Origin of the sequence: Pseudomonas tritici, from assembly GCF_014268275.3 — a bacterium.
Lineage (GTDB): Bacteria > Pseudomonadota > Gammaproteobacteria > Pseudomonadales > Pseudomonadaceae > Aquipseudomonas > Aquipseudomonas tritici.
The window spans coordinates 5475054-5497922 of the sequence record NZ_CP077084.1 but is presented as its reverse complement, the minus strand read 5'-3'; the positions used below and the strand labels follow the sequence as shown (position 1 = coordinate 5497922).

The window sequence follows — 22869 nt, the reverse complement described above, 5'->3', positions numbered from 1 at the left end:
TAGGCGCGGCCTGAGGAGAGAAGTGCATGACGCAAGTCACGGTGAAACAACTGGCCGATGAGGTCAAAACACCGGTAGAGCGCCTGTTGCAGCAGATGCGTGAGGCAGGTCTGCCGCACACCGCCGCCGATGAAGGTGTGAGCGATAGTGAGAAGCAGTCTTTGCTGACTCACTTGAAGAGCAGCCACAAGGCGAAAGTGGAAGAACCGCGCAAGATTACATTGCAGCGCAAAACCACCAGCACACTGCGTGTTGCGGGTAGCAAGAGCATCAGCGTTGAAGTACGCAAGAAGAAAGTCTTCGTACAACGCAGCCCGGAAGAAATCGAAGCCGAGCGCAAACGCGATCTGGAAGAACGTCGCGCAGTAGAAAATGCTGCTCGTCAGAAGGCTGAAGAAGAAGCCAAGCGTCGCACCGAAGAAGAAGCGCGTCGCCAGCCTGCGACTACTGAAGCGGTCTCCGCGCCTAGCGCGCCAGTAGAAGCTGTGCGTGAAGCCGCTCCGGTTGCCGCGGCACCAGCACCTGCTGCTGATGCCCGCAAGCGCGAAGAGCCTCGCCGTCCGGACAAGCCACGTGCTGACGATAACAATCGTCGCGGCGGCGGCGGTGATGGCGAGCGCAAAAATGCTCCGCATCGTGCCTCGGTCAAAGAGAAAGCGCCTGCGCCACGCGTTGCCCCACGTACTACCGACGAGGAAAGCGATAGCTTCCGTCGTGGTGGTCGCGGCAAGGCCAAGCTGAAAAAACGCAACGCTCACGGTTTCCAGAGCCCAACCGGCCCTGTCGTGCGTGATGTGCAGATCGGCGAGACCATCTCTGTTGGCGATCTCGCCAATCAGATGTCGGTCAAGGCTGCTGAAATCATCAAGTTCATGTTCAAACTGGGCACCCCAGCGACCATCAACCAGGTGCTTGATCAGGAAACTGCTCAACTGGTAGCCGAAGAACTGGGCCACAAAGTGACCCTGGTCAGCGACACCGCCCTGGAAGATTCCCTGGCCGAGTCCCTGAAGTTTGAAGGTGAGACGTTCTCCCGTGCGCCAGTTGTGACCGTAATGGGCCACGTTGACCATGGTAAAACTTCCCTGCTCGACTATATCCGTCGTGCCAAGGTAGCTGCTGGCGAAGCCGGTGGTATCACCCAGCACATCGGTGCGTACCACGTTGAAACCGAACGCGGCATGGTCACTTTCCTCGACACCCCTGGTCACGCCGCGTTTACCGCAATGCGTGCCCGTGGTGCCAAGGCGACTGACATCGTGATCCTGGTAGTTGCAGCGGACGACGGCGTGATGCCGCAGACCATTGAAGCTGTCCAGCACGCCAAGGCTGCGGGTGTTCCACTGGTTGTTGCCGTGAACAAAATCGACAAGCCGGGCGCCGATCTCGATCGCATCCGTAGCGAACTGTCGGTTCACGGTGTGACTTCCGAAGAGTGGGGCGGTGATACGCCGTTCGTTTCGGTCTCGGCGAAAGTCGGTACCGGTGTAGACGAGCTGCTCGAAGCTGTTCTGCTGCAAGCTGAAGTACTCGAACTGAAAGCAACCCCATCGGCCCCAGGTCGCGGTGTTGTGGTTGAATCGCGTCTCGACAAAGGTCGTGGCCCGGTTGCAACTGTTCTGGTTCAAGACGGTACCCTGCGCCAAGGCGACATGGTGCTGGTCGGTTCGAACTATGGCCGTGTACGTGCCATGCTCGATGAGAACGGCAAGCCAATCAAAGAAGCCGGTCCTTCCATCCCTGTCGAGATCCTCGGCCTGGACGGTACTCCGGACGCTGGCGACGAGATGAGCGTGCTGTCGGACGAGAAGAAAGCCCGTGAAGTGGCTCTGTTCCGTCAAGGCAAGTTCCGCGAAGTCAAACTGGCTCGTGCTCACGCCGGCAAGCTGGAAAACATCTTCGAAAACATGGGCCAGGCAGAGAAGAAGACGCTCAACATCGTCCTCAAATCTGACGTCCGTGGCTCTCTCGAAGCGTTGAACGGCGCCTTGAACGGCCTGGGTAACGACGAAGTGCAAGTGCGCGTTGTCGGTGGCGGTGTTGGTGGTATCACCGAATCCGACGCCAACCTGGCACTGGCTTCCAACGCTGTACTGTTCGGTTTCAACGTGCGTGCCGATGCTGGCGCTCGCAAGATCGTCGAACAGGAAGGCCTGGACATGCGTTACTACAACGTCATCTACGACATCATCGAAGACGTCAAGAAGGCCCTCACCGGCATGCTTGGCAGCGATGTCCGGGAGAACATCCTGGGTGTGGCCGAGGTGCGTGATGTGTTCCGCTCGCCGAAATTCGGTGCGATCGCCGGTTGCATGGTTATCGAAGGTGTTGTGCACCGTAACCGTCCAATCCGTGTACTGCGTGAAGACATCGTTATCTTTGAAGGCGAGCTGGAATCCCTGCGCCGCTTCAAGGATGACGCTTCCGAAGTGCGTGCTGGCATGGAATGCGGTATCGGCGTCAAGAGCTACAACGACGTTAAGCCTGGCGACAAGATCGAAGTTTACGAGAAGGTCCAGGTTGCTCGCAGCCTCTAACTCGCGCACTTCAGGAGCCACGCGGCGTGTGGGCATGCAAATGTCCCGCGCTGTGTCCGGACTCTAAACGCAACGCCCGGTCTGGCTTTTGTCAGGCCGGGCGTTTGCCGCTTTCAGACCCCACGGGTTTCACCGTGTGGCAGTAACAGGTAACAAGACATGGCAAAAGAATACAGCCGTACCCAGCGTATCGGCGATCAGATGCAGCGCGAGCTGGCCCAGCTGATCCGTCGCGAAGTCAAAGACCCTCGCGTTGGTCTGGTCACCATCACCGCCGTTGAAGTGAGCCGTGACGTGGGTCACGCCAAGATCTTCATCACTGTGATGGGGCAGGACAACAGCGAAGAAATCGCACAAAGCATCAAGGTGCTCAACTCGGCAGCGGGTTTCCTGCGCATGCAGTTGGCCCGTGAGATGAAGCTGCGCAGCGTTCCTCAGTTGCACTTCCACTACGACGAAAGTGTCGTGCGTGGTGCGCACCTGTCGGCTCTGATCGAGCGCGCCGTGGCTGAAGACAGCCAGCGCCCCTCCACACCTGAAGACGCCAAGGAGTAAGCGGTGGCTCAGGTCAAACGTATACGTCGCAATGTCAGCGGCATCATTCTGCTCGACAAACCCATTGGCTTTACCTCCAATGCCGCGTTGCAGAAGGTCCGCTGGCTGCTCAATGCCGAGAAGGCCGGGCACACCGGCAGCCTAGATCCCTTGGCCACCGGCGTGTTGCCGCTGTGCTTTGGCGAGGCGACGAAGTTCTCGCAATACCTGCTCGATTCCGACAAGGGTTATGAAACCCTGATGCAACTGGGCAAGACCACCACCACGGCCGACGCCGAAGGTGATGTTTTGCAGGTTCGCGACGTGACCGTTGGTCGTGCTGATATTGAAGCTGCTCTACCCGGTTTTCGTGGGCAAATCAGTCAGATACCGCCGATGTACTCGGCGCTCAAGCGCGATGGGCAGCCTCTTTACAAGCTGGCACGTGCCGGCGAAGTAGTGGAGCGAGAACCGCGTTCTGTTACTATTGCGCGCTTGGAATTGCTCGCCTGTGAAGGCGACACCGCCCGCTTGGCCGTGGACTGCAGCAAAGGCACCTATATCCGTACCCTGGTGGAAGATATTGGTGAAAAGCTCGGTTGCGGCGCGTACGTTGCAGAATTGCGACGCACCCAGGCCGGCCCTTTCAGCCTGGCCCAGACGGTCACGCTGGAAGAGTTGGAAGCGGTGCATGCTGAAGGTGGCAACGAAGCGGTTGATCGCTTCCTGATGCCTTCAGACAGCGGCTTGCTGGATTGGCCATTGCTGCACTTCTCGGAGCACAGCGCGTTCTACTGGCTCAACGGCCAACCGGTACGTGCCCCGGATGCTCCGAAGTTCGGTATGGTGAGGGTACAGGATCATAACGGTCGCTTTATCGGTATCGGTGAAGTGAGCGAAGACGGGCGCATCGCGCCGCGTCGACTGATTCGGTCAGAATGACCGAACGAGTGTGGCTGTTAACAGGCATGGTCAACACTCATTTTTAGATACAGGGATTTGTCCCTGGCCTGTTGAAACTGCCCTTTGGGTGGTTTCCTGAAAAAAGGATTGCCTCATGGCTCTCGACGTTCAAGAAAAAGCACAAATCGTAGCTGACTATCAGCAAGCTGTTGGTGACACTGGTTCGCCAGAAGTGCAAGTTGCACTGCTGACCCACAACATCAACAAGCTGCAAGGTCACTTCAAGGCCAACGGTAAAGACCACCACTCCCGTCGTGGTCTGATCCGCATGGTAAACCAGCGCCGTAAGCTGCTGGACTACCTGAAAGGCAAGGATCTGGGTCGCTATCAGGCTCTGATCGGTCGCCTGGGTCTGCGTCGCTAATAAGCGATTGCGCTAGAGGTTGGTTGTCTGCCGTGTGTCAGTGGGATTCCCGCTGGCCCATGGCAGGCTCCCAGCCTCAAGTTTTATCTGGATACACGTTTTACCCTGGACGAGGGTCGGGCCGATTCCCGACATTGCCCAAGAATTTCGCAAGAAGACAAGTTCCCCAAGAGCCACAAAGAAGGTAGGACACCGTGAACCCGGTTATCAAAAAATTCCAGTTCGGTCAGTCGACCGTTACCCTCGAGACAGGCCGTATCGCCCGTCAAGCCTCCGGCGCAGTGCTGGTTACCGTTGACGACGACGTTACCGTTCTGGTGACCGTTGTTGGCGCCAAGACCGCTGACCCGAGCAAAGGCTTCTTCCCTCTTTCCGTTCACTACCAGGAAAAGACTTACGCTGCCGGTAAGATCCCTGGCGGTTTCTTCAAGCGTGAAGGCCGTCCTTCCGAGAAAGAAACCCTGACTTCCCGACTGATCGACCGTCCGATCCGTCCGCTGTTCCCAGAAGGCTTCATGAACGAAGTGCAGGTTGTCTGCACCGTCGTTTCCACCAGCAAGAAGACCGATCCGGACATCGCTGCGATGATCGGTACCTCGGCTGCCCTGGCTATTTCGGGTATTCCTTTCGATGGCCCGATCGGCGCTGCCCGCGTTGCCTTCCACGAAAGCACCGGTTACCTGCTGAACCCGACTTACGAGCAACAGAAAGCTTCGAGCCTGGACATGGTCGTAGCCGGTACCTCGGAAGCCGTGTTGATGGTTGAATCGGAAGCCAAAGAGCTGACCGAAGACCAGATGCTGGGCGCCGTGCTGTTTGCTCACGACGAGTTCCAGGTTGTGATCAACGCTGTTAAAGAATTGGCTGCCGAAGCTGCCAAACCAACCTGGGCTTGGGCTCCACAGCCTGAAGCTACCGCATTGTTGGGCGCTATCCGTGCCGAGTTCGGCGACGCGATCTCCCAGGCATACGCCATCACCGTCAAGGCCGACCGTTACGCTCGCCTGGGTGAGTTGAAGGATCAGGTTGTTGCCAAGCTGTCCGGTGAAGAAGGCCAGCCTTCTTCCAGCGAAGTCAAAGCTGCCTTCGGTGAAATCGAATACCGCACCGTTCGCGAAAACATCGTTAACGGCAAGCCACGTATCGACGGTCGCGACACCCGCACTGTACGTCCGCTGAACATCGAAGTCGGCGTTCTGCCTAAGACTCACGGTTCGGCCCTGTTCACCCGTGGTGAAACTCAGGCTCTGGTCGTTGCGACCCTGGGTACTGCCCGTGACGCGCAGCTGCTGGACACCCTGGAAGGCGAGAAAAAAGACCCGTTCATGCTGCACTACAACTTCCCTCCGTTTTCGGTGGGCGAGTGTGGTCGCATGGGTGGCGCTGGTCGTCGCGAAATCGGTCACGGCCGTCTGGCTCGTCGTTCGATCGCCGCCATGCTGCCTGCTGCTGACGTGTTCCCGTATACCATCCGCGTTGTGTCGGAAATTACTGAGTCCAACGGTTCCAGCTCCATGGCTTCGGTCTGCGGTGCTTCCCTGGCGCTGATGGACGCTGGTGTGCCGATGAAGGCACCGGTTGCCGGTATCGCCATGGGCCTGGTTAAAGAAGGCGAGAAGTTCGCCATCCTGACCGACATCCTGGGTGACGAAGACCACCTGGGCGACATGGACTTCAAAGTGGCCGGTACCGCCAAAGGTGTTACCGCGCTGCAGATGGACATCAAGATCAAAGGCATCACCGAAGAGATCATGGAAATCGCTCTGGGCCAAGCCCTGGAAGCGCGCCTGAACATCCTCGGCCAGATGAACCAGATCATTGGTCAGTCCCGTACCGAACTGTCGGAAAATGCTCCGACCATGATCGCGATGAAAATCGACACCGACAAAATCCGTGATGTTATCGGTAAAGGTGGCGCGACCATTCGTGCGATCTGCGAAGAGACCAAGGCTTCGATCGACATCGAAGACGACGGCTCGATCAAGATCTTCGGCGAAACCAAGGAAGCTGCAGAAGCGGCGCGTCAGCGCGTTCTGGGCATCACTGCGGAAGCCGAGATCGGCAAGATCTACGTCGGTAAGGTTGAGCGCATCGTCGACTTCGGCGCATTCGTTAACATCCTGCCGGGCAAAGACGGTCTGGTTCACATCTCCATGCTGAGCGACGCCCGCGTTGAGAAAGTGACCGACATTCTGAAAGAAGGCCAGGAAGTGGAAGTACTGGTACTGGACGTGGACAACCGCGGCCGTATCAAGCTCTCCATCAAGGACGTAGCAGCAGCCAAGGCTTCGGGCGTTTAATTACCCCAAAGCTGTACGCTGAAAAAGGGACTCCTCGGAGTCCTTTTTTTATGCCTATAAGAAAATGTCTAAAAATCAGTCGCTTAGTTATATCTAAAACCCGCAACTTGCATGCAGGCAAGCTCATGTTCATGCAAGTTGCACGATTCCGAAAATTAGTAATTTTATTAAGCTATTGATTTATAAGGGTTTAATTTGATGCGGAGAGTTGGCACAGTGCCTGCAATAACCCTGTTAGCGCTGCAGCATCAAGGTTCACACACTGCAGTCTTTTAATAAAACAGGAGTTACTCGTATGAAGAAGTTCGCTCTCGCTACCGCAACTGCTACCGCTCTGACCCTGGCCATGGCTAACGCTGCCTTCGCCCAACCTTCCCAGGCCCCTATGACTCTGGCGGCCGGTGAAGTGACCCAGGCCAAGGAAGCTACTTCGGACACTTGGATCACCACCAAAGTGAAAGCCGACCTGCTGACAGAAAAAGGTATTCCTGGTTCGGACATCAAAGTTGAAACCAACAACGGCGTGGTTACCCTGTCCTCCGACGTGAAGATCTCTGCCTCGCAAAAAGCGACCGCAGTCGCCATCACCAAGAAAATCAAAGGTGTGAAAGCTGTTTCTGCTGACAGCCTGCACGCAGGTGGCGCATACAAAGCTGACAACGTCGACAAAACCAAGGTCGCCGCTGCTGATGCTAAAGGTGCGACCTCCGATACTTGGATCACCACCAAAGTGAAAGCTGATCTGGTCACCGAGAAAGGCATTCCTGGTACCGACATCAAAGTCGAAACCAACCAAGGTGTGGTCTCGCTGTCGTCGACTACTGCTGTGACTGAAGCGCAGAAAGACACAGCTGTAGCGATCACCAAGAAAATCAAAGGCGTTAAAGCTGTATCGGCTGATGGCCTGAAAGCAGAGTAACGCTCCAGAATTCGCCTGAACTAGGCGCCGGCGGCGACGAGTGAGCTAGATATACACTCAACGCACCTTCACAAGTTCATGCGACCGACCACACGGATGTGGTCATTACAGGCCCCGGCACTTGTGTCGGGGCCTGTTCTATTCTGGCTCGGAATACATTCTGTAGGCTTATGAAGAACAAATGTGGGAGCGGGCTTGCTCGCGAATACGGAGTGTCAGTCAACTTATAAGCTGCTGATACACCGTATTCGCGAGCAAGCCCGCTTTCACTTTCAGATGTGTATGGCTGCCCGGTTACTCAGCATCCAGATGCATCGGTGTCACCACTCGACCATCCTTCTCGGCCTGCCCCAGGTTGGCATCGATGAAGTACACCCGGTCATCTTCCAACTGTCCTTTGTCTACCAGGTAATCCTTGATAGTGCTTGCGCGGTCTTGGCCCAACTGGCGCAGCAACACATCACTGCCACTCCAGAATTTGATCACGCCGTCCTTCAGCTTGGCGGTACGTTCATCGCGGCTGAGGTCTTTCCACTCCGCCGGCGGCTGCTGTTTCAGACGGGTGCGGTAGATGCCTTCCAGCAACGGTGCTTTTTCACTTTCCGGTACTTCCAGCAAGGACGCCTGGGCCGGAACCTTGTCACCGCGGCGTTGCAGCATCTTGTAGTAGTTGTATTGGTATTCGCGTTCCAGGCGCTGCGCGGCGAGGAGCGGCCCGTCGCTGCTGGCAGCGGCCGTGCCTTCGATTTCCAAGCGCAGGGCAGGTCGCTCTTTAAGCGCCTTGGCCAGCGTGTTCAAGGCGCCTTCGGCGTCTTTGTTCAGCTCGCTGGAACCCGGGCCGAACGAGACATTACCGAGGTCTTCCGAGCCCCCACCGGTCACCAGCCCACCGATAAACTTGAAGGGCGCCGTCGCCGCGCGGACCACGAGATTGCGCAGGGTTTGCCAAACGATCGGCATTACGCTGAATTGTGGATTGTTCAAATCGCCCGTCACCGGCAACTCAATGGTGATTTTGCCGTCACTGTCCTTGAGTAGCGCAATCGCCAGGCGAATCGGCAAGTCCACCGCATCAGTGCTGTCGACCTTCTCGCCCAGTTGCAATTGCTCGACCACCACTTTGTTTTCGGCCTTCAATTGGCCCTTGGTGATCACGTAGTGCAGGTCAAGGTTGAGTCGGCCCTTGCGGATACGGAAGCCGGCGAACTTGCCGGAGTAGGGCGTCAGGTTAGTCAGTTCGACGCGCTTGAAGCTGGTGGCGATGTCCAGCGCTGCCATTGGATCAAACGGATTCACGCTGCCTTTGATGGTAACGGGCGCGTAGCGGTCCACCTTACCCTTGATGTCGACGCTGGCCGGTTTGGCCTGTCGGCTGTCGATAGTGCCGATTTGTCCGTTGAGTTGTTGAATCGCCGTGGCGAAGTTAGGTGTGAGGCTGAAGTCGGCAAAGTTGGCGGAGCCGTCGTTGATCGCAATCTGGCCGATACGAATGCCAAGGGGCTTATCTTTGCTGGCCGGTTTGGCTGCCGACTTGGCACCACTGTCGGCCGGCTGTGGAATCAGCAGGTCGTCGATGTTGGTGGTGCGGTCATCATTGATCATGAAGCGCGCATACGGTTGCAGCAGGTTGACCTTGTCGATCGACAGGCTGTCGCCGTGCTGATAGTTCACGCCTTCGAGTACCAGGCGCTGCCATTTGAGGAAATCGCGCGTTTTAAGAGTGTCCAGGGTGTGCAGTTGGTCGACCTGCGCCCGACCGGTGACCTGCAACTTCAGAGGGGCGGTGCCTTTCAGGTTCACATCGAGATTGCTGCCGAGCATGCCGCTACGCAGTTCCAGGCGGATGAACGGACTGATGTAGGACTGGGCGACCCGCAGGTCGATGTCCTGGGTATTGACCTTCAGCTTGGCGCTGACTGGGTTGAGGTTGACCTCGCCGGTCGCCTGGATTTTGCCTTGCTTGCCCAGCCCCGTGTCGAGCTTCAAGGTGAACGGGTTCTGGTTGAGGCTATCGAAGTTCTGCACATCGACGTTCAACGGCCCCAGTTCCAGCGCTACCGCCGGTTTGGCCTGACGGTCGGCCAGGTGCACTTGATAGTTGCGTAGTTGCACATCCTTGAGCAGCACCTGCCACGGTTTGCTCGGCGCCGCAGGTTCGGCTTTTGGCGAGTCGGCAGTGGCCGGAGCGCTGGCAGGCTCCGGCGCCTTGGCGGGTTTACTGGGTTGGCTGGCGAACAGTTTCTGCCAGTCCAGTTGCCCATCGGCCTCAAGGGCCGCCCAGGTTTCCAGCTTGTTGCTGCGGATCTTACCGACGATTACCTGCTGCTTGGCCAGGTCCACCGTGGTCTCGCTGACGTCCAAGCGCTCCAGGCGCACCAACGGGCGGCCGTCCGGTGCCTTGATGGCAAATGGCGCGATGCTGGCGGCGGTGTTGGTCAGGTTCAGTTCAGTCTCTTTGGCCAGGCTGAACGTGTATTCGGTGCTGAAGTTGAGCACACCGTCTTCCAGCACCAGGGGCAACGCATCACGTACATAGGGCCACCAGGCTTTCATCTTGCCATCGGTGACCTTCAGCGTACCTTCGGAGGTAATCGGCACCAGGCTGAAATTACCTTTCCAATCGATTCTCCCACCGTCAGGCCCCGCCGCGACCAGCGTCATGTCGGCATTGTCTTCCGGCAGGGTGCTGAGGTTTTTTAGCTCGAAGTCGAGTGAGTCGTATAGAAATTCGATAGGTTCGCTGGGGCGCAAGTCTTGAAAGTGCACATAGCCGCCCGACAATTTGATGCCGTCGACACGCAGCGGGAAAGGCTTGGCATCCGGATCGGCCGGGGCGGGCTCGCTGGCGGGCAGCTTGAACAACTGCGCCAGATTCAACTTGCCGGACTTGTCGAACAGCAACTCGGTCTTGGGCTTGTCCAATTGCACATCAGCCAGGTGCAGGGCTCGGGTCCATAGACTGTCGATTTGCAGGTTGGCGTAGAGGCGTTCGAAACCCACTTGTTCTTTGCCAGGCTCGCCTATTTTGAGCCCCCATGCCGTCACTTCCAGGCTGAACGGGTTGAGCTCTATTCGCTCGAGCCGTGCTGGCACCGTGGCGTAATTGGCCAGTTGCTGGTTGGCAATGCGAAGCGCGATACCGGGGAGAATCAAAAAGCCCAGCAAGCTGTAAAGGGCAAGGGCGGTCAACAAAGCGCCAGCGGCGCGAATCAATCCTTTGGGCATGGGGCGGCGCCATCTATATCAAACAAGAGTGCCTTGGAGTATGGCACGGGTTTTCGGTTCCGAAGCGCAGGGCCTTTGGGAAACGTCTTACAGTTGGAGTATCAGGGTTTTCAGCGGTGGCTGTTGATCCTGTGAGGGAAAGTCCGCACCGGGCGTCATGATTGTCCAGTCACGCACCGGGCGCCCGGCCTTTTCCGCACAACGCAGCACCTGTTCGCGCCAATCCTCCATGCTGACCTTTGCCAGGTTGTTGCAGCAGATCAGCACGCCGTTGTCAGCGGTGGCAAGCAACGCGGGTTTGAGCAGGCTTTGATAGTCGCGCAGCAGGTCGACGGTGCCGAACGCGCTCTTGGCCCAGGCGGGAGGGTCCAGCAATACCAAGTCGTATTGACGTTGCTCCAGGCGCGGATAGCTCGGCAGTTTCTGCCCGCGACGCTGGGTGATCGGCAGGCCCGCCAGTTGGCGGATCGCCGGGAAGTAGTCGGATTGCACGAATTGCATGGTCGGCAATTGTGGGTTCAGCAGGCCATTTTCGCGCCCGACTGCGAGGTTGCCCTCGGCGAAGTCCAGGTTACACACCTCGCGGGCACCACCGGCGGCCGCGCTCAGGCCGACGCCGCAGGTGTAGGCGAACAGGTTCAGCACGCTTTTACCGGCACTGTGTTCCTTGACCCAGCCCCGGGTGTTGCGCAGGTCGAGGAACAGCAGCGGATCCTGCCCGGCATGCCGCCCGCGTACGCGGTAATTGAGCCCCCACTCGTGACCCACCAGGTCTTCCAGTGCAGCAGGTTCGGCACGATACACCGTGTCTTCGCGGTCAATGCGCGAATTGCCACGGGAGCGGTCGTTGTAGACCAGTAGCAATTCCAGGGCCAAGTACTGGTTGATCTGTTGATGCAGGTCCAGCAGGTCTGCCGTTTCCAGGGATTGGTGAAAGCTCTGCACCAGCAGCTGAGGGCCGTAGCGGTCGATGGTCAGGCCGCCGGCGCCTTCCTGGCTGCCGTGGAACAGCCGGTAGCAGTCGGTGTCTTGGGCGTGCAGTTCGCTGATCAGGTCTTGGCGATGATCGAGGGCGGCGCGCAGCGCCTGATTCAAGGAAGACATGGAGCGCGCCTTGCTGGGGAAATGAGGGCGCGAAGTTTAACAGTTATGCGCCGTCGCCTACATCAACCCCATCCGCCGATGGGCCCGTTGCACCGAACCATTGCGCATCGCCCAACGCAGCATCGGCGCACTGCGTTTGACCCCGGCACGGATCATCTGGCGTTGCAGCGGACTCTGGTGCTGACCGAGCATGGCGCTGGCCCAGTCTGGCAGCAGGTCGATCCCGGCCCGCATCATCAAGGCGCCAAAGGGCTTGGCAAGCGTACTGGGGGAGGGCGCATTCAGCAGCAGGCGCAACACTTCCCGGCTGCGGTCATCGCACAGCAACTGCGGACGGATGCGTGCCAGATAATCCGACACTTCCTGCCGGGAATGCGGAACATCCTGCGCGCCCAGACGCTCGGCCACCAAGGCAATTTCACTGTAGTAACGGTCCTGGTCTCGACCTGAAAGGTGCGGGTTGCGGTAGCGAAGGTGGGCGGCCAAGAAGTTACTGACCTCCGCGACATGCACCCAAGTCAGCAGCTCCGGGTCGCTGGCCGCATAAGGTCGCCCGTCCGGCGCATGGCCGACCACCTGCAGGTGAATGGTGCGGACTTTCTCGATCAGCCATTCGGCATCTCTTCGCGAGCCAAAGGTGGTGCCCGAGATGAACTGCGAGGTACGCCGCAACCGCCCGAGCATGTCCTGGCGAAAATTAGAATGGTCCCACACGCCCGCCAGGGCCAGTGGGTGCAAAGCTTGCAGCATCAAGGCACTGATGCCGCCGATAAGCATGCTGCTGAAATCGCCATGTACGTGCCAACTCACCGAGTCGGGCCCGAACAGACCGGGGTCGCCCTTGGGGTTTTCCAGGTCCAACTGGCCCAGCGACAAGCCGGTCAGGCTCATCAGCTGGTTTTCGATACGGCTGCGGATAAATTCCATGGCGACTCGGGGCTTCCTATCGGTTCAGGCGTTTGTCGATCAAACCCTCTACGACGCTCGGGTCGGCCAGGGTCGAGGTATCACCGAGGCTGTCGAGTTCGTTGCAGGCGATCTTGCGCAAAATCCTGCGCATGATCTTGCCGGAACGGGTTTTCGGCAAGGCCGGTGCCCATTGGATCAGTTCGGGCTTGGCAAAGCTGCCGATTTCCTTGCTGACCAAATCCAGCAGGTGCTTTTTCAGCGCATCGTCGGGTTCCACGCCGTTCATGGGCGTGACAAACGCATAAATGCCCTGGCCTTTGACGTCGTGGGGGTAACCCACCACGGCGGCTTCGGCCACCAGGTCATGCAGGACCAGCGCGCTCTCCACCTCGGCGGTGCCGATGCGGTGGCCAGACACGTTGATCACGTCATCGATACGCCCGGTGATCCAGTAATCGCCGTCTTCATCGCGCCGCGCGCCGTCGCCGGTGAAGTAATAACCGGGGTAGGGTTTGAAATAGGTGTCGATCATGCGCTGCGGATCGCCGTAAACACTGCGGATCTGCCCGGGCCAGCTGGCTTTGATCGCCAGCACACCGCTGCCGGCGCCGCTGAATTCCTTGCCGTGCTCGTCAAGCAATACGGGTTGTACACCGAACATCGGCTGGGTCGCACAACCGGGTTTGATCCGCTGGGCGCTGACCAAGGGGCTGAGCATGATGCCGCCGGTTTCGGTCTGCCACCAGGTATCCACAATCGGGCAGCGCTGTTCGCCCACCGCGTTGAAGTACCAGTCCCAGGCTTCCGGGTTGATCGGTTCGCCGACGCTGCCCAGTAAGCGCAGGCTGGCGCGGGACGTGTTTTCCAGCGGGCCGTGGCCTTCGCGCATCAGCGCGCGCAAGGCAGTGGGCGCGGTGTAGAAGATGTTGACCTTGTGCTTGTCGATCACCTGCCAGAAGCGCGAGCTGTCCGGGTAGCTTGGCACGCCTTCGAACATCAGCGAGGTCGCGCCATTGGCCAGCGGGCCGTACACGATGTAACTGTGGCCGGTGACCCAGCCCACATCGGCGGTGCACCAGAACACCTCGCCATCGCGGTAGTCGAGCACGTATTTGAAGGTCATCGCCGCTTGCAGCAGGTAACCGCCCGTGGTGTGCAGAACGCCCTTGGGTTTACCGGTGCTGCCGGAGGTGTAAAGGATGAACAGCGGGTCTTCGGCGTCCATCGGCTCGGGCGGGCAGTCGCCGCTTGCGGCATCCAGAGCCTGTTGATACTTGAGGTCGCGGCCTTCGGTCCAGTTAACGGTCGCACCCGTGCGTTCCACCACCAGCACCGTACTGACGTTCGGGCAGTTGGCCAGGGCTTTGTCGACATTCTGTTTTAGCGCCACTGGCTTACCGCCGCGCACGCCTTCGTCAGCGGTGATCACGGTGCGGCAGTCTGCGTCGAGAATACGGTCGCGCAGGGCGTCCGGCGAGAAACCACCAAACACCACGGAATGCACCGCGCCAATCCGCGTGCAGGCGAGCATGGCGTAGGCTGCTTCCGGGATCATCGGCATGTAGATGCACACCCGGTCGCCTTTCTTCACGCCGCGGCTTCTCAGCACATTGGCCAGGCGGCTGACGTTCTGGTGCAGTTGGCGGTACGTGATTTTGGAAGATTTTGTCGGATCATCGCCTTCCCAGATGAAGGCCGGCTGATCGGCGCGTTGCGCCAGGTGGCGGTCGATGCAGTTGTAGCTGACGTTCAACTGGCCGCCGGCAAACCATTGCGCAGCACCGGTCTTGATGTCTGAGCGTTGAACGGTGTGCCAAGGGGTTATCCAGTCGAGAAAGCCTTTGGCCTGTTCAGCCCAGAACGTGTCCGGTTGATCGATGGATTGGCGATAGAGGCGCTGATAGTCCTCTTGACTGAGTTGCGCAGCCCGGCGGACGTCATCGGCGGTGGGGAACGTGCTGATATCGAACATGAGCGATCCTTATTCTTGTTTTAGCCACAAGTCATAAAGATGCACCCAGCAGGAGGAGGGTTCAAGGCCAACCTCCAAACGGACGTTGGCCCTGCAATACCTGAATCAGCCGCGGTGACGACCACGGAAGTAGTTGATCAGGCCCTGGGTCGACGCATCGTCAGCCAGGGTTTCCTCGGCACCGGTCAGGCGGTTGTAGACGCCCTTGCCCAGCTCTTTGCCAAGTTCCACACCCCATTGGTCGAAGGCGTTGATACCCCAGATCACGCTCTGCACGAACACTTTGTGCTCATACATGGCAACCAGCGCGCCCAAGCGGCGCGGGCTGATACGCTCGACCACAAGGGTGTTGCTCGGACGGTTGCCCGGGATCACCTTGTGCGGGGCAAGCTTCTGCACTTCTTCTTCCGAGATGCCCTTGTCGCGCAACTCGGCTTCGGCTTCGCTGCGGGTCTTGCCAAGCATCAGCGCCTGGCTCTGGGACAAGCAGTTGGCGTACAGCCATTGATGGTGGTCGGACACCGGGTTAAAGCTGACGATCGGCACGATGAAGTCGGCCGGGATCAGTTGGGTCCCCTGGTGCAGCAACTGGTGGTAAGCATGCTGACCGTTGCAGCCCACGCCGCCCCAGATCACCGGGCCGGTATCGGTGGACACGGGTGTACCGTCCTGGCGCACGCTCTTGCCGTTGGATTCCATGTCCAACTGTTGCAAGTGCTTGGTGATGTTACGCAGGTAGTGGTCGTACGGCAGGATCGCATGGCTCTGCGCACCCCAGAAGTTGCCGTACCACACGCCCAGCAAGCCCAGCAGCACCGGCATGTTGGCTTCGAATGGCGCGTTCTGGAAATGCTGGTCCATGGTGTAGGCACCGGACAGCAGTTCCTTGAAGTTGGACATGCCGATGGCCAGGGCAATGGGCAAACCGATGGCCGACCACAGCGAGTAACGGCCGCCGACCCAGTCCCACATCGGGAAGATATTTTCTTCGCGGATGCCGAAAGCCACGGCAGCCGCATTGTTGCTCGACACGGCGATGAAGTGGCGATACAGCTCGGCTTCCGAGCCACCCTGGGCCAGGTACCAGGCGCGGGCGGCCTGGGCGTTTTTCAGGGTTTCCAGGGTGTTGAAGGATTTCGACGAGACGATAAACAGGGTGGTCTCGGCGCGCAGCTTCATGGTCAGCTCATGGAACTCGCTGCCGTCGATGTTTGCCAGGTAATGGCAGCGCACGCCTTTATGGGCATAAGACAACAGCGCCTCGGAAACCAGCTCCGGGCCGAGGAACGAGCCACCGATACCGATGTTCACGACGTCGGTGATCGGCTTCTCGGTGTAGCCACGCCACAAACCGTCGTGGATGCGGCCGACCAGGTCAGTGATCTGGTTCAGCACCTTGTGCACGTCCGGCATGATGTTCACGCCGTTGACCGACAGCTTGTCACCCACTGGGCGGCGCAGGGCGGTGTGCAGGGCAGGGCGGCCTTCGGAGGAATTGACTGGCTCGCCCGCGTACAGCGCATCGATCGCGCCTTTGAGATTCACTTCCTTCGCCAGGGACACCAGCAGGTCGCGGGTTTCGCTGGTGATCAGGTTTTTCGAGTAATCGAGGAAAAGTCCGCAGCTGCTCAAGGTGAACTGGGAAAAACGCTGAGGATCGGCATTGAACGCTTCGCGCATGCTGAAATCCTGCATGGCTTGGCGGTGTTGATTGAGCGCTTGCCAGGCGGGCAGAGCGGTAACGTCATGAGGAGTGCGGTAGTACGCCATCGCTGCGGGTTTCCTTTTATTACGGGGACTGCCTTTAGGACACTTCTGAGCCCGGAACGTCCAGTCTTTCATCAAGGAATGGGTTCGGGACAGCGCTAACCATAGCGCAGGTCGGTTACATTAAACCTAGCGTGTCGATATGTCTTGGCTTTGTCTGCGCTTATGCCGGTACTTTTTTGCACCGGCACTTTTTATTGACGCAGGGAGAAGGGCAACTGCAAGGGGTCAGTCGAGGGTCAGATGCAGGTTGTCGATGAGGCGAGTGGCGCCCAGGTAGGCGGCCACCAGAATGACGATATCCCGATCCTCGGCAGTGGCCGGGCGCAGATGCACACCTTGGCGTACTTCGAGGTAGTCCAGGCGCAACCCGGCGGTTTCGATGTGCTGGACCTGTTCGGCGCGCAACGTCGCGAAGTCGTGGTCACCGGCTTTGATCGCAGCAGCGATCTGGCTGAGGCAGCGATACAGCACCGGCGCAATAGCGCGTTGCTCGTCGGTGAGGTAGCCATTGCGTGACGACAGCGCAAGGCCGTCGTCGGCGCGCACGGTGGGTTCGCCGATGATCTGGATCGGCATGTTCAGGTCATGGACCATGGCGCGGATTACGGCCAGTTGCTGGTAATCCTTCTGGCCAAATACGGCCATATCCGGCTGGACCATGTTGAACAGTTTGCTGACCACCGTCGCTACACCTTCGAAATGCCCCGGGCGGCTGGCGCCGCACAGGCCTTCGGACAGTTGCGGCACGCTGACGCGAGTTTGGCCGGTCATGCCGCCGGGGTACATTTCTTCGACAGTAGGTGCGAACAATAGATTGCAACCGGCTTGCAGCAGCTTTTCCTGGTCGGCAGCCAAGGTGCGCGGGTATTTGTCCAGGTCTTCACCGGCGCCGAATTGCAGCGGGTTGACGAAGATGCTGGCGACCACGAAGTCCGCCTGCTGGGCTGCCTTGGTCACCAGGGTGGCGTGACCGCTGTGCAAGTTGCCCATGGTCGGCACGAAGCCTATGCGCTTGCCGGCGCTGCGTGCGTGAGTCACGGCAGCACGCAATTCGCGTACGGTTTTTACGGTGTTCATGCAGAGAATCCGTGTTCGGCGCCAGGGAACGTCACGCCTTTGACTTCAGCAACATAGGCGCTCAACGCGTCGTGGATACTGGCCTGGCCAATCATGAAATTCTTAACGAATTTCGGCACGCGGCCGGTGATCGACAGGCCGAGCATGTCGTGTAACACCAGCACCTGGCCATCGGTTGCGGAACCCGCGCCGATACCGATGACTGGCACTTTGACGGCCTGGGTGATTTCGGCGGCCAGTTCGCTCGGCACGCACTCGAGCAGGATCATTGCCGCGCCTGCTTGTTCCAGGGCGATTGCATCGGCACGCATCTGCCGTGCCTGCGCCTCATTGCGGCCCTGTACCTTGTAGCCGCCGAGGAGGTTCACCGACTGTGGGGTCAGGCCCATGTGTGCGCACACCGGCACACCACGCTCTGCCAGTAGGCGGATCGATTCGGCAAGCCACACCGCACCTTCAACTTTGATCATGTGCGCACCGGCTTGCATCAACTTGCCGGCATTCTGGAAAGTCTGTTCGAGCGTCGCGTAACCCATGAACGGCAGGTCGGCGATGATAAACGCGCCGTCGTTGCCGCGCTTGACGCTGGCCGTGTGGTACGCCAATTCATCGGTGGTGACGGGTAGGGTGCTGTCATTCCCTTGAAGAACCATGCCCAGGGAGTCGCCCACCAGCAACACTTCAACCCCGGCCTGGCAGCTGGCGTGGGCGAATGTGGCGTCATAGCAGGTCAGCATGGTGATTTTTTCACCCTTGAGCTTGAGGCTCTGCAAGGTGGTCAGGGTAATGTCTGGCATGAAAAGGGTCCTCGTTCAGGCGCTTGGAAACAGCGAGTAACGCGCGTGAGTCTTCGTTTATTCAGGCGCACTGTCTTGAGAGCAGTGCTTATAAGGCCTGGATTGCGCCCTTTAGCGCCGGGTTGGCGGCAGCGGGACGCCTATAGTCGTGAGGAGGGCACGGGAAGTCAATTGGATGTGTTACCGCATTGTTACGATGGCTGTGTTACCGCTGTTACTGACGCGATTCAGCAAGTGGAGAGACGTTTTCAAGCTACATGAGATCAAAATGTGGGAGCTGGCTTGCCTGCGATGCAGACGCCTCGTTCTTTCAGTGAAACCGAGGTGATGCTATCGCAGGCAAGCCAGCTCCCACATTGACCGCGTCAGTCTTGGGGCAGGCGTTCCAGGCCGACAAACGGGCAGGCTGCCAGCAAGTCGCTGAGCGTCTGGCCGTTGGGTAACTGCAATTCGGCGGGCGCGAGTTCGGCCAGTGGATACAGCACAAACGCCCGCAGGTGCATTTGATAGTGCGGCACCTTGAGGCGCGGCTCGTCGATCAGGCGATCGCCAAACAGCAGGATGTCCAGGTCGAGCGTGCGCGGGCCCCAACGCTCACGGCGTTCGCGGCCTTGATCGTTCTCGATGGCTTGCAGCGCATCCAGCAGTTCGAGGGGCGCAAGGCTGCTGTCCAAGGCAGCAACGGCATTGGTGTAGCGCGGTTGGCCTGGGAGCAGGGAGTCACTTTGATAAAAGGCGGAGACGCCAGCAACGGTGGTGCCTGGCAATTGTGCCAGCGCTTCGATAGCGCTGCGCAATTGCTGATCCGGGGCAGCCAGATTGCTGCCCATGCCGATGTAGATACGTTCCACGTTTATTCGCCCGCAGCGCCCGAGGCGTCAGCCGAACTGCGCTTGCGTTTGGTACTGCTGCGGCGACGCTTCTTAGGGCCAGCGCCTTCGCCATCGCCTTTGCTGCCGAGGTCACGAATCATGTCGCGGCGCTCGCTGTCATTGGCGTCCTGGTAGTCGGTCCACCATTCGCCCAGGCCGTCGGTCTGCTCGCCGGCGCTTTCGCGCAGCAGCAGGAAGTCGTAGCCGGCGCGGAAGCGCGGGTTATCCAGCAACAGATCGGCGCGTTTGCCGCTGCGACGTGGCAGGCGCTCCTGCATGTCCCAGATCTCGCGGATCGGCAGGGTGAAGCGTTTGGGGATGGCGATGCGTTGGCACTGCTCGACGATCAACTCATGCGCGGCTTCCTGTATGGCTGGAATCGGCGGCATGCCACGGTCCTGCAGGCGCAGTACGCGTTTTGGCAGGGCTGGCCACAGCAAGGCGGCAAACAGGAACGCCGGTGTGACCGGCTTGTTCTGTTTGATACGCAGGTCGGTGTTGATCAGCGCTTCGCTGATCAACGTGTGGGTGTACGTCGGGTTGTGTTCCAAAGCCTCGGCGCTGGCCGGGAACAATGGGTCGAACAACTGCAGGTCCACCAGCATTTCAAAGGTGTCGGCGGCGTAGCCCGAGAGGAACAGCTTGAGCACTTCCTCGAACAGGCGTGCCGAGGGAATCTCCCGCAGCATCGGTGCCAGTTCGCGAATCGGCGCGGCGGTGTGTTTCTCGATGCCGAAGTTCAGCTTGGCGGCGAAACGCACGGCCCGCAGCATGCGCACCGGGTCTTCCTGGTAGCGTTGCACCGGGTCGCCGATCAGGCGGATCAGGTTATTGCGAATATCGTGTACGCCATTGGCGTAATCGAGGATGCGCTCGCTGACCGGGTCGTAATACAAGGCGTTGATGGTGAAGTCGCGGCGCTGCGCGTCTTCTTCCAGGGTGCCATAGACGTTGTCGCGCAAGATGCGCCCGCTTTCGTTGCGGGAAGATTGATTGGTGTCTTCCTCTTCATCGTTTTGCGGGTGGCCTGCACGGAACGTCGCCACTTCGATGATTTCGCGACCGAAGTGGATATGCACCAGCTTGAAGCGCCGGCCGATGATCCGCGCGTTGCGGAATTCGGCACGCACTTGCTCAGGCGTGGCGCTGGTGGCGACGTCGAAGTCTTTCGGCGTGATATTGAGCAGCATGTCACGTACGCAGCCACCCACCAGATAAGCCTGGTAGCCGGCGTTCTGCAAACGTTCGACGATGTTCACTGCATAACGGCTGAATTGAGCGCGCTGCAATGAATGCTGATTGCTGTTAAGCACTTCAGGCGTGCTGCGAATGTGTTGCGTACGACGCAAGGGAGAACGGAATGACTGGAACAACTTCTTCAGCATGGGATGCACTGTTTGAAGGAATGTTCGGCCATAACGAAGAATGACCGCATGATGGGCCGGGATTCTAGCATTTAGTCAGGGGATGGTGTAGGAACAAGCTGCAAGCCCCAAGCCAAAAGCTTCAAGAGGTTGCTGGAAGGCCAATTCGCAGAAACTACAAGGGGAGCCGAAGCTCCCCCAGAAGTAGTTGCGTGCTCTATTTTTATTATTGGTTGCGGGCTTCTTGTTTTTGTTGATCGCCCTCGCCATGAAGCTTCACCTTCATGACACTCCCAATCGGGAGTCAAGAGCAAACGGATTGCTTTGGTCGCTGTGTTGCTGATCTACGATCCAACCAGTTCAGGCTCTGCCTTAGGGCAGTTTTTGTTGTTCTCGGCCTGGTTGCGGGGCAAGCCCCAAATGCAACGCCTCTCCAAAAGAATCAGTTAGCTGCGCCTCCGCCGTGTTGTTTTTGTTATGCGTGAGTCGATTCGTCTTATTTTTATTGTCTTGTACTAAGCTTGTTATTGTTTTTGTACTAAGCATATAGCAGGGTGCGTGCCAACTTTTGCGCCGCCTAGCAAAACCGGGGGGTTGAGGTGGTTTCGGGCTTTTGACGGACCAAAAAAAGCCGGGGCTTCGTTACCGTAAGCCCCGGCTTTTGTTACGGGAAATATCCGCGGTAACAGTTTTTTCACATCTGAGGGTGTTACCTGTGGGGGCGCACCCTCAACTCTCGCTGGCCACACCGGTCTTGCGCCGTGGAATGCCCAGGCGCTGGCGGCGTTCCCACAGGCACTTGCGGCTCACGCCCAGTTTGCGTGCCAGCTCGGTCTCGGTCATATGGTCCTGATGCTCGAGGACAAAATGCTGGAAGTAATCTTCCAGTGACAAATCTTCCGTCGGCTCATGGCTGGTATTGCTACCGCCGCCCTGTTGCGGGGCCAGGCCGATGAAATCGTCGTCTTCCAAGTCGCTCAGCTCGATATCGATGCCCAGCAGCTCAGCGGAAATTTCCGGGCTTTCCGACAGAATAACCGCGCGCTCGACCGCATTTTCCAGTTCCCGCACGTTACCCGGCCACGAGTAATGCCGAATCGCCTGCTCGGCATCCGGCGCAAACTTCAGGTCGGTACGGTTGATGCGTGCGCTCTGGCGCAGCAGGAACGCGCTGGCGATCTCGTTGACGTCGGCGCCGCGTTCACGCAGGGCCGGCAGCTTGAGGGCGATCACGTGCAGGCGGTAATACAGGTCTTCACGGAACTGGCCGATCTTGGCCAGGCTTTTCAGGTCACGGTGGGTGGCCGCAATCAGGCGCACGTCGACCTTTTGCGATTGCACCGAACCAACACGGCGAATCTCACCTTCCTGTAGCACGCGCAGCAAACGCGCCTGGGCTTCCAATGGCAGTTCGCCGATTTCATCGAGGAACAAGGTGCCACCGTCCGCCGCTTCCACCAGGCCCGCACGCCCGGCGCTGGCGCCGGTGAACGCGCCTTTCTCGTGACCGAACAGTTCGGACTCGATCAGGGATTCGGGGATCGCCGCGCAGTTCACCGAAATCATCGGCGCCTTGGCACGCTTGGACAGATTGTGCAGGGCGCGGGCCACCAGTTCTTTACCGGTGCCTGATTCGCCTTGGATCAATACATTGGAGTCAGTCGGCGCGACTTTGCGGATCTTGCTGTACAGATCCTGCATGGGCGGGCACGAACCGATGATGCCGATTTCGCCATTGCTGTTATCAACCCCTGGCTTGTCGGCAGCTTTGCCGGCGGGACGCTGTTCGGCAGGCGCGCTGCTGACCGACTGACGGTCGCGCAAGATACGCGCCACCGCCTGAAGCATTTCGTCATGGTCGAACGGCTTGGCGATGTAGTCCACCGCGCCCATCTTCATGGAGTCCACCGCCGAACGCAGGCTGGCGTAGCTGGTCATGATCAGCACCGGGGTGCCTTGGCCGAGCTTGATCAACTCGGTGCCAGGTGCGCCAGGCAGGCGCAGGTCACTGACAATCAGGTCGAACGTGGGAATGCTGAATCGCTCCTGGGCTTCCTGCACCGAGCCGGCTTCGCTGACCTGGTACTGATTTCGTTCAAGCAGGCGACGCAAGGCAGAGCGGATAATGGTTTCGTCTTCGACGATCAAAATGTGCGGCATTG

The 22869-nt window shown here is 58.9% G+C and carries 16 protein-coding genes; 6 read left to right on the top strand and 10 right to left on the bottom strand.

Features of this window, described 5'->3' with window-relative positions; translation table 11 throughout:
• Positions 1 to 26 precede the first annotated feature (26 nt).
• The 6 genes from infB (at position 27) to HU722_RS25025 (ending at position 7617) form a co-directional block, all read left to right on the top strand.
• Positions 27 to 2537 carry a translation initiation factor IF-2 gene (infB, locus tag HU722_RS25050; protein WP_065881646.1) on the top strand — a complete coding sequence of 837 codons (2511 nt, stop codon included), beginning with the start codon at positions 27 to 29 and terminating at the stop codon, positions 2535 to 2537.
• 159 nt (positions 2538 to 2696) lie between these two features.
• Entirely contained in the window at positions 2697 to 3092 is a 396-nt protein-coding gene (gene rbfA, locus HU722_RS25045; RefSeq protein WP_065875288.1) for a 30S ribosome-binding factor RbfA, read from the top strand.
• A 3-nt stretch (positions 3093 to 3095) separates the two neighbouring features.
• The gene (gene truB, locus HU722_RS25040) at positions 3096 to 4013 is read left to right on the top strand and encodes a tRNA pseudouridine(55) synthase TruB (RefSeq protein WP_016976825.1); all 918 of its coding nucleotides are present in this window, start codon (positions 3096 to 3098) and stop codon (positions 4011 to 4013) included.
• A gap of 115 nt (positions 4014 to 4128) precedes the next feature.
• Positions 4129 to 4398: a 30S ribosomal protein S15 gene (gene rpsO, locus HU722_RS25035; protein ID WP_003176135.1), complete on the top strand. Its 270-nt coding sequence runs from the start codon at positions 4129 to 4131 to the stop codon at positions 4396 to 4398.
• Between the two features lie 194 nt (positions 4399 to 4592).
• On the top strand, positions 4593 to 6698 hold the full coding sequence (gene pnp, locus HU722_RS25030) for a polyribonucleotide nucleotidyltransferase (RefSeq protein WP_057725022.1): 2106 nt from the start codon (positions 4593 to 4595) through the stop codon (positions 6696 to 6698).
• Positions 6699 to 6993: 295 nt separating this feature from the next.
• On the top strand, positions 6994 to 7617 hold the full coding sequence (locus tag HU722_RS25025; protein WP_049711496.1) for a BON domain-containing protein: 624 nt from the start codon (positions 6994 to 6996) through the stop codon (positions 7615 to 7617).
• Positions 7618 to 7911: 294 nt separating this feature from the next.
• Here HU722_RS25025 and HU722_RS25020 read toward each other — a convergent pair whose 3' ends face one another.
• From HU722_RS25020 to HU722_RS24975, 10 genes are all read right to left on the bottom strand, one after another.
• Complete coding sequence (locus tag HU722_RS25020) at positions 7912 to 10842, bottom strand: DUF748 domain-containing protein (protein ID WP_065875674.1); 2931 nt, start codon at positions 10840 to 10842, stop codon at positions 7912 to 7914.
• A gap of 87 nt (positions 10843 to 10929) precedes the next feature.
• A complete protein-coding gene (locus HU722_RS25015) occupies positions 10930 to 11946 on the bottom strand; it encodes a class I SAM-dependent rRNA methyltransferase (protein ID WP_065891116.1) in 1017 nt (338 codons plus the stop codon).
• A gap of 57 nt (positions 11947 to 12003) precedes the next feature.
• The gene (locus tag HU722_RS25010) at positions 12004 to 12873 is read right to left on the bottom strand and encodes an oxygenase MpaB family protein (RefSeq protein ID WP_065891115.1); all 870 of its coding nucleotides are present in this window, start codon (positions 12871 to 12873) and stop codon (positions 12004 to 12006) included.
• 16 nt (positions 12874 to 12889) lie between these two features.
• Positions 12890 to 14827, bottom strand: coding sequence for an acetate--CoA ligase (gene acs / locus HU722_RS25005; RefSeq protein WP_065891114.1), 1938 nt, complete (start codon positions 14825 to 14827; stop codon positions 12890 to 12892).
• 105 nt (positions 14828 to 14932) lie between these two features.
• The gene (gene pgi, locus HU722_RS25000) at positions 14933 to 16597 is read right to left on the bottom strand and encodes a glucose-6-phosphate isomerase (protein WP_065875678.1); all 1665 of its coding nucleotides are present in this window, start codon (positions 16595 to 16597) and stop codon (positions 14933 to 14935) included.
• A 225-nt stretch (positions 16598 to 16822) separates the two neighbouring features.
• Positions 16823 to 17674, bottom strand: a complete 852-nt coding sequence (gene panC / locus HU722_RS24995) for a pantoate--beta-alanine ligase (protein ID WP_065875679.1) — start codon at positions 17672 to 17674, stop codon at positions 16823 to 16825.
• Positions 17671 to 18471 (bottom strand): 3-methyl-2-oxobutanoate hydroxymethyltransferase, encoded by an 801-nt coding sequence (panB, locus tag HU722_RS24990; protein WP_049711503.1) that lies wholly within the window; start codon positions 18469 to 18471, stop codon positions 17671 to 17673. The genes panC and panB overlap by 4 nt, the downstream gene beginning before the upstream one ends.
• A gap of 365 nt (positions 18472 to 18836) precedes the next feature.
• Positions 18837 to 19322: a 2-amino-4-hydroxy-6-hydroxymethyldihydropteridine diphosphokinase gene (gene folK / locus HU722_RS24985; protein WP_065875681.1), complete on the bottom strand. Its 486-nt coding sequence runs from the start codon at positions 19320 to 19322 to the stop codon at positions 18837 to 18839.
• 2 nt (positions 19323 to 19324) lie between these two features.
• On the bottom strand, positions 19325 to 20728 hold the full coding sequence (locus tag HU722_RS24980; protein WP_065891113.1) for a polynucleotide adenylyltransferase PcnB: 1404 nt from the start codon (positions 20726 to 20728) through the stop codon (positions 19325 to 19327).
• A gap of 708 nt (positions 20729 to 21436) precedes the next feature.
• A complete protein-coding gene (locus tag HU722_RS24975; RefSeq protein ID WP_065875683.1) occupies positions 21437 to 22867 on the bottom strand; it encodes a sigma-54-dependent transcriptional regulator in 1431 nt (476 codons plus the stop codon).
• Positions 22868 to 22869: the final 2 nt, after the last annotated feature.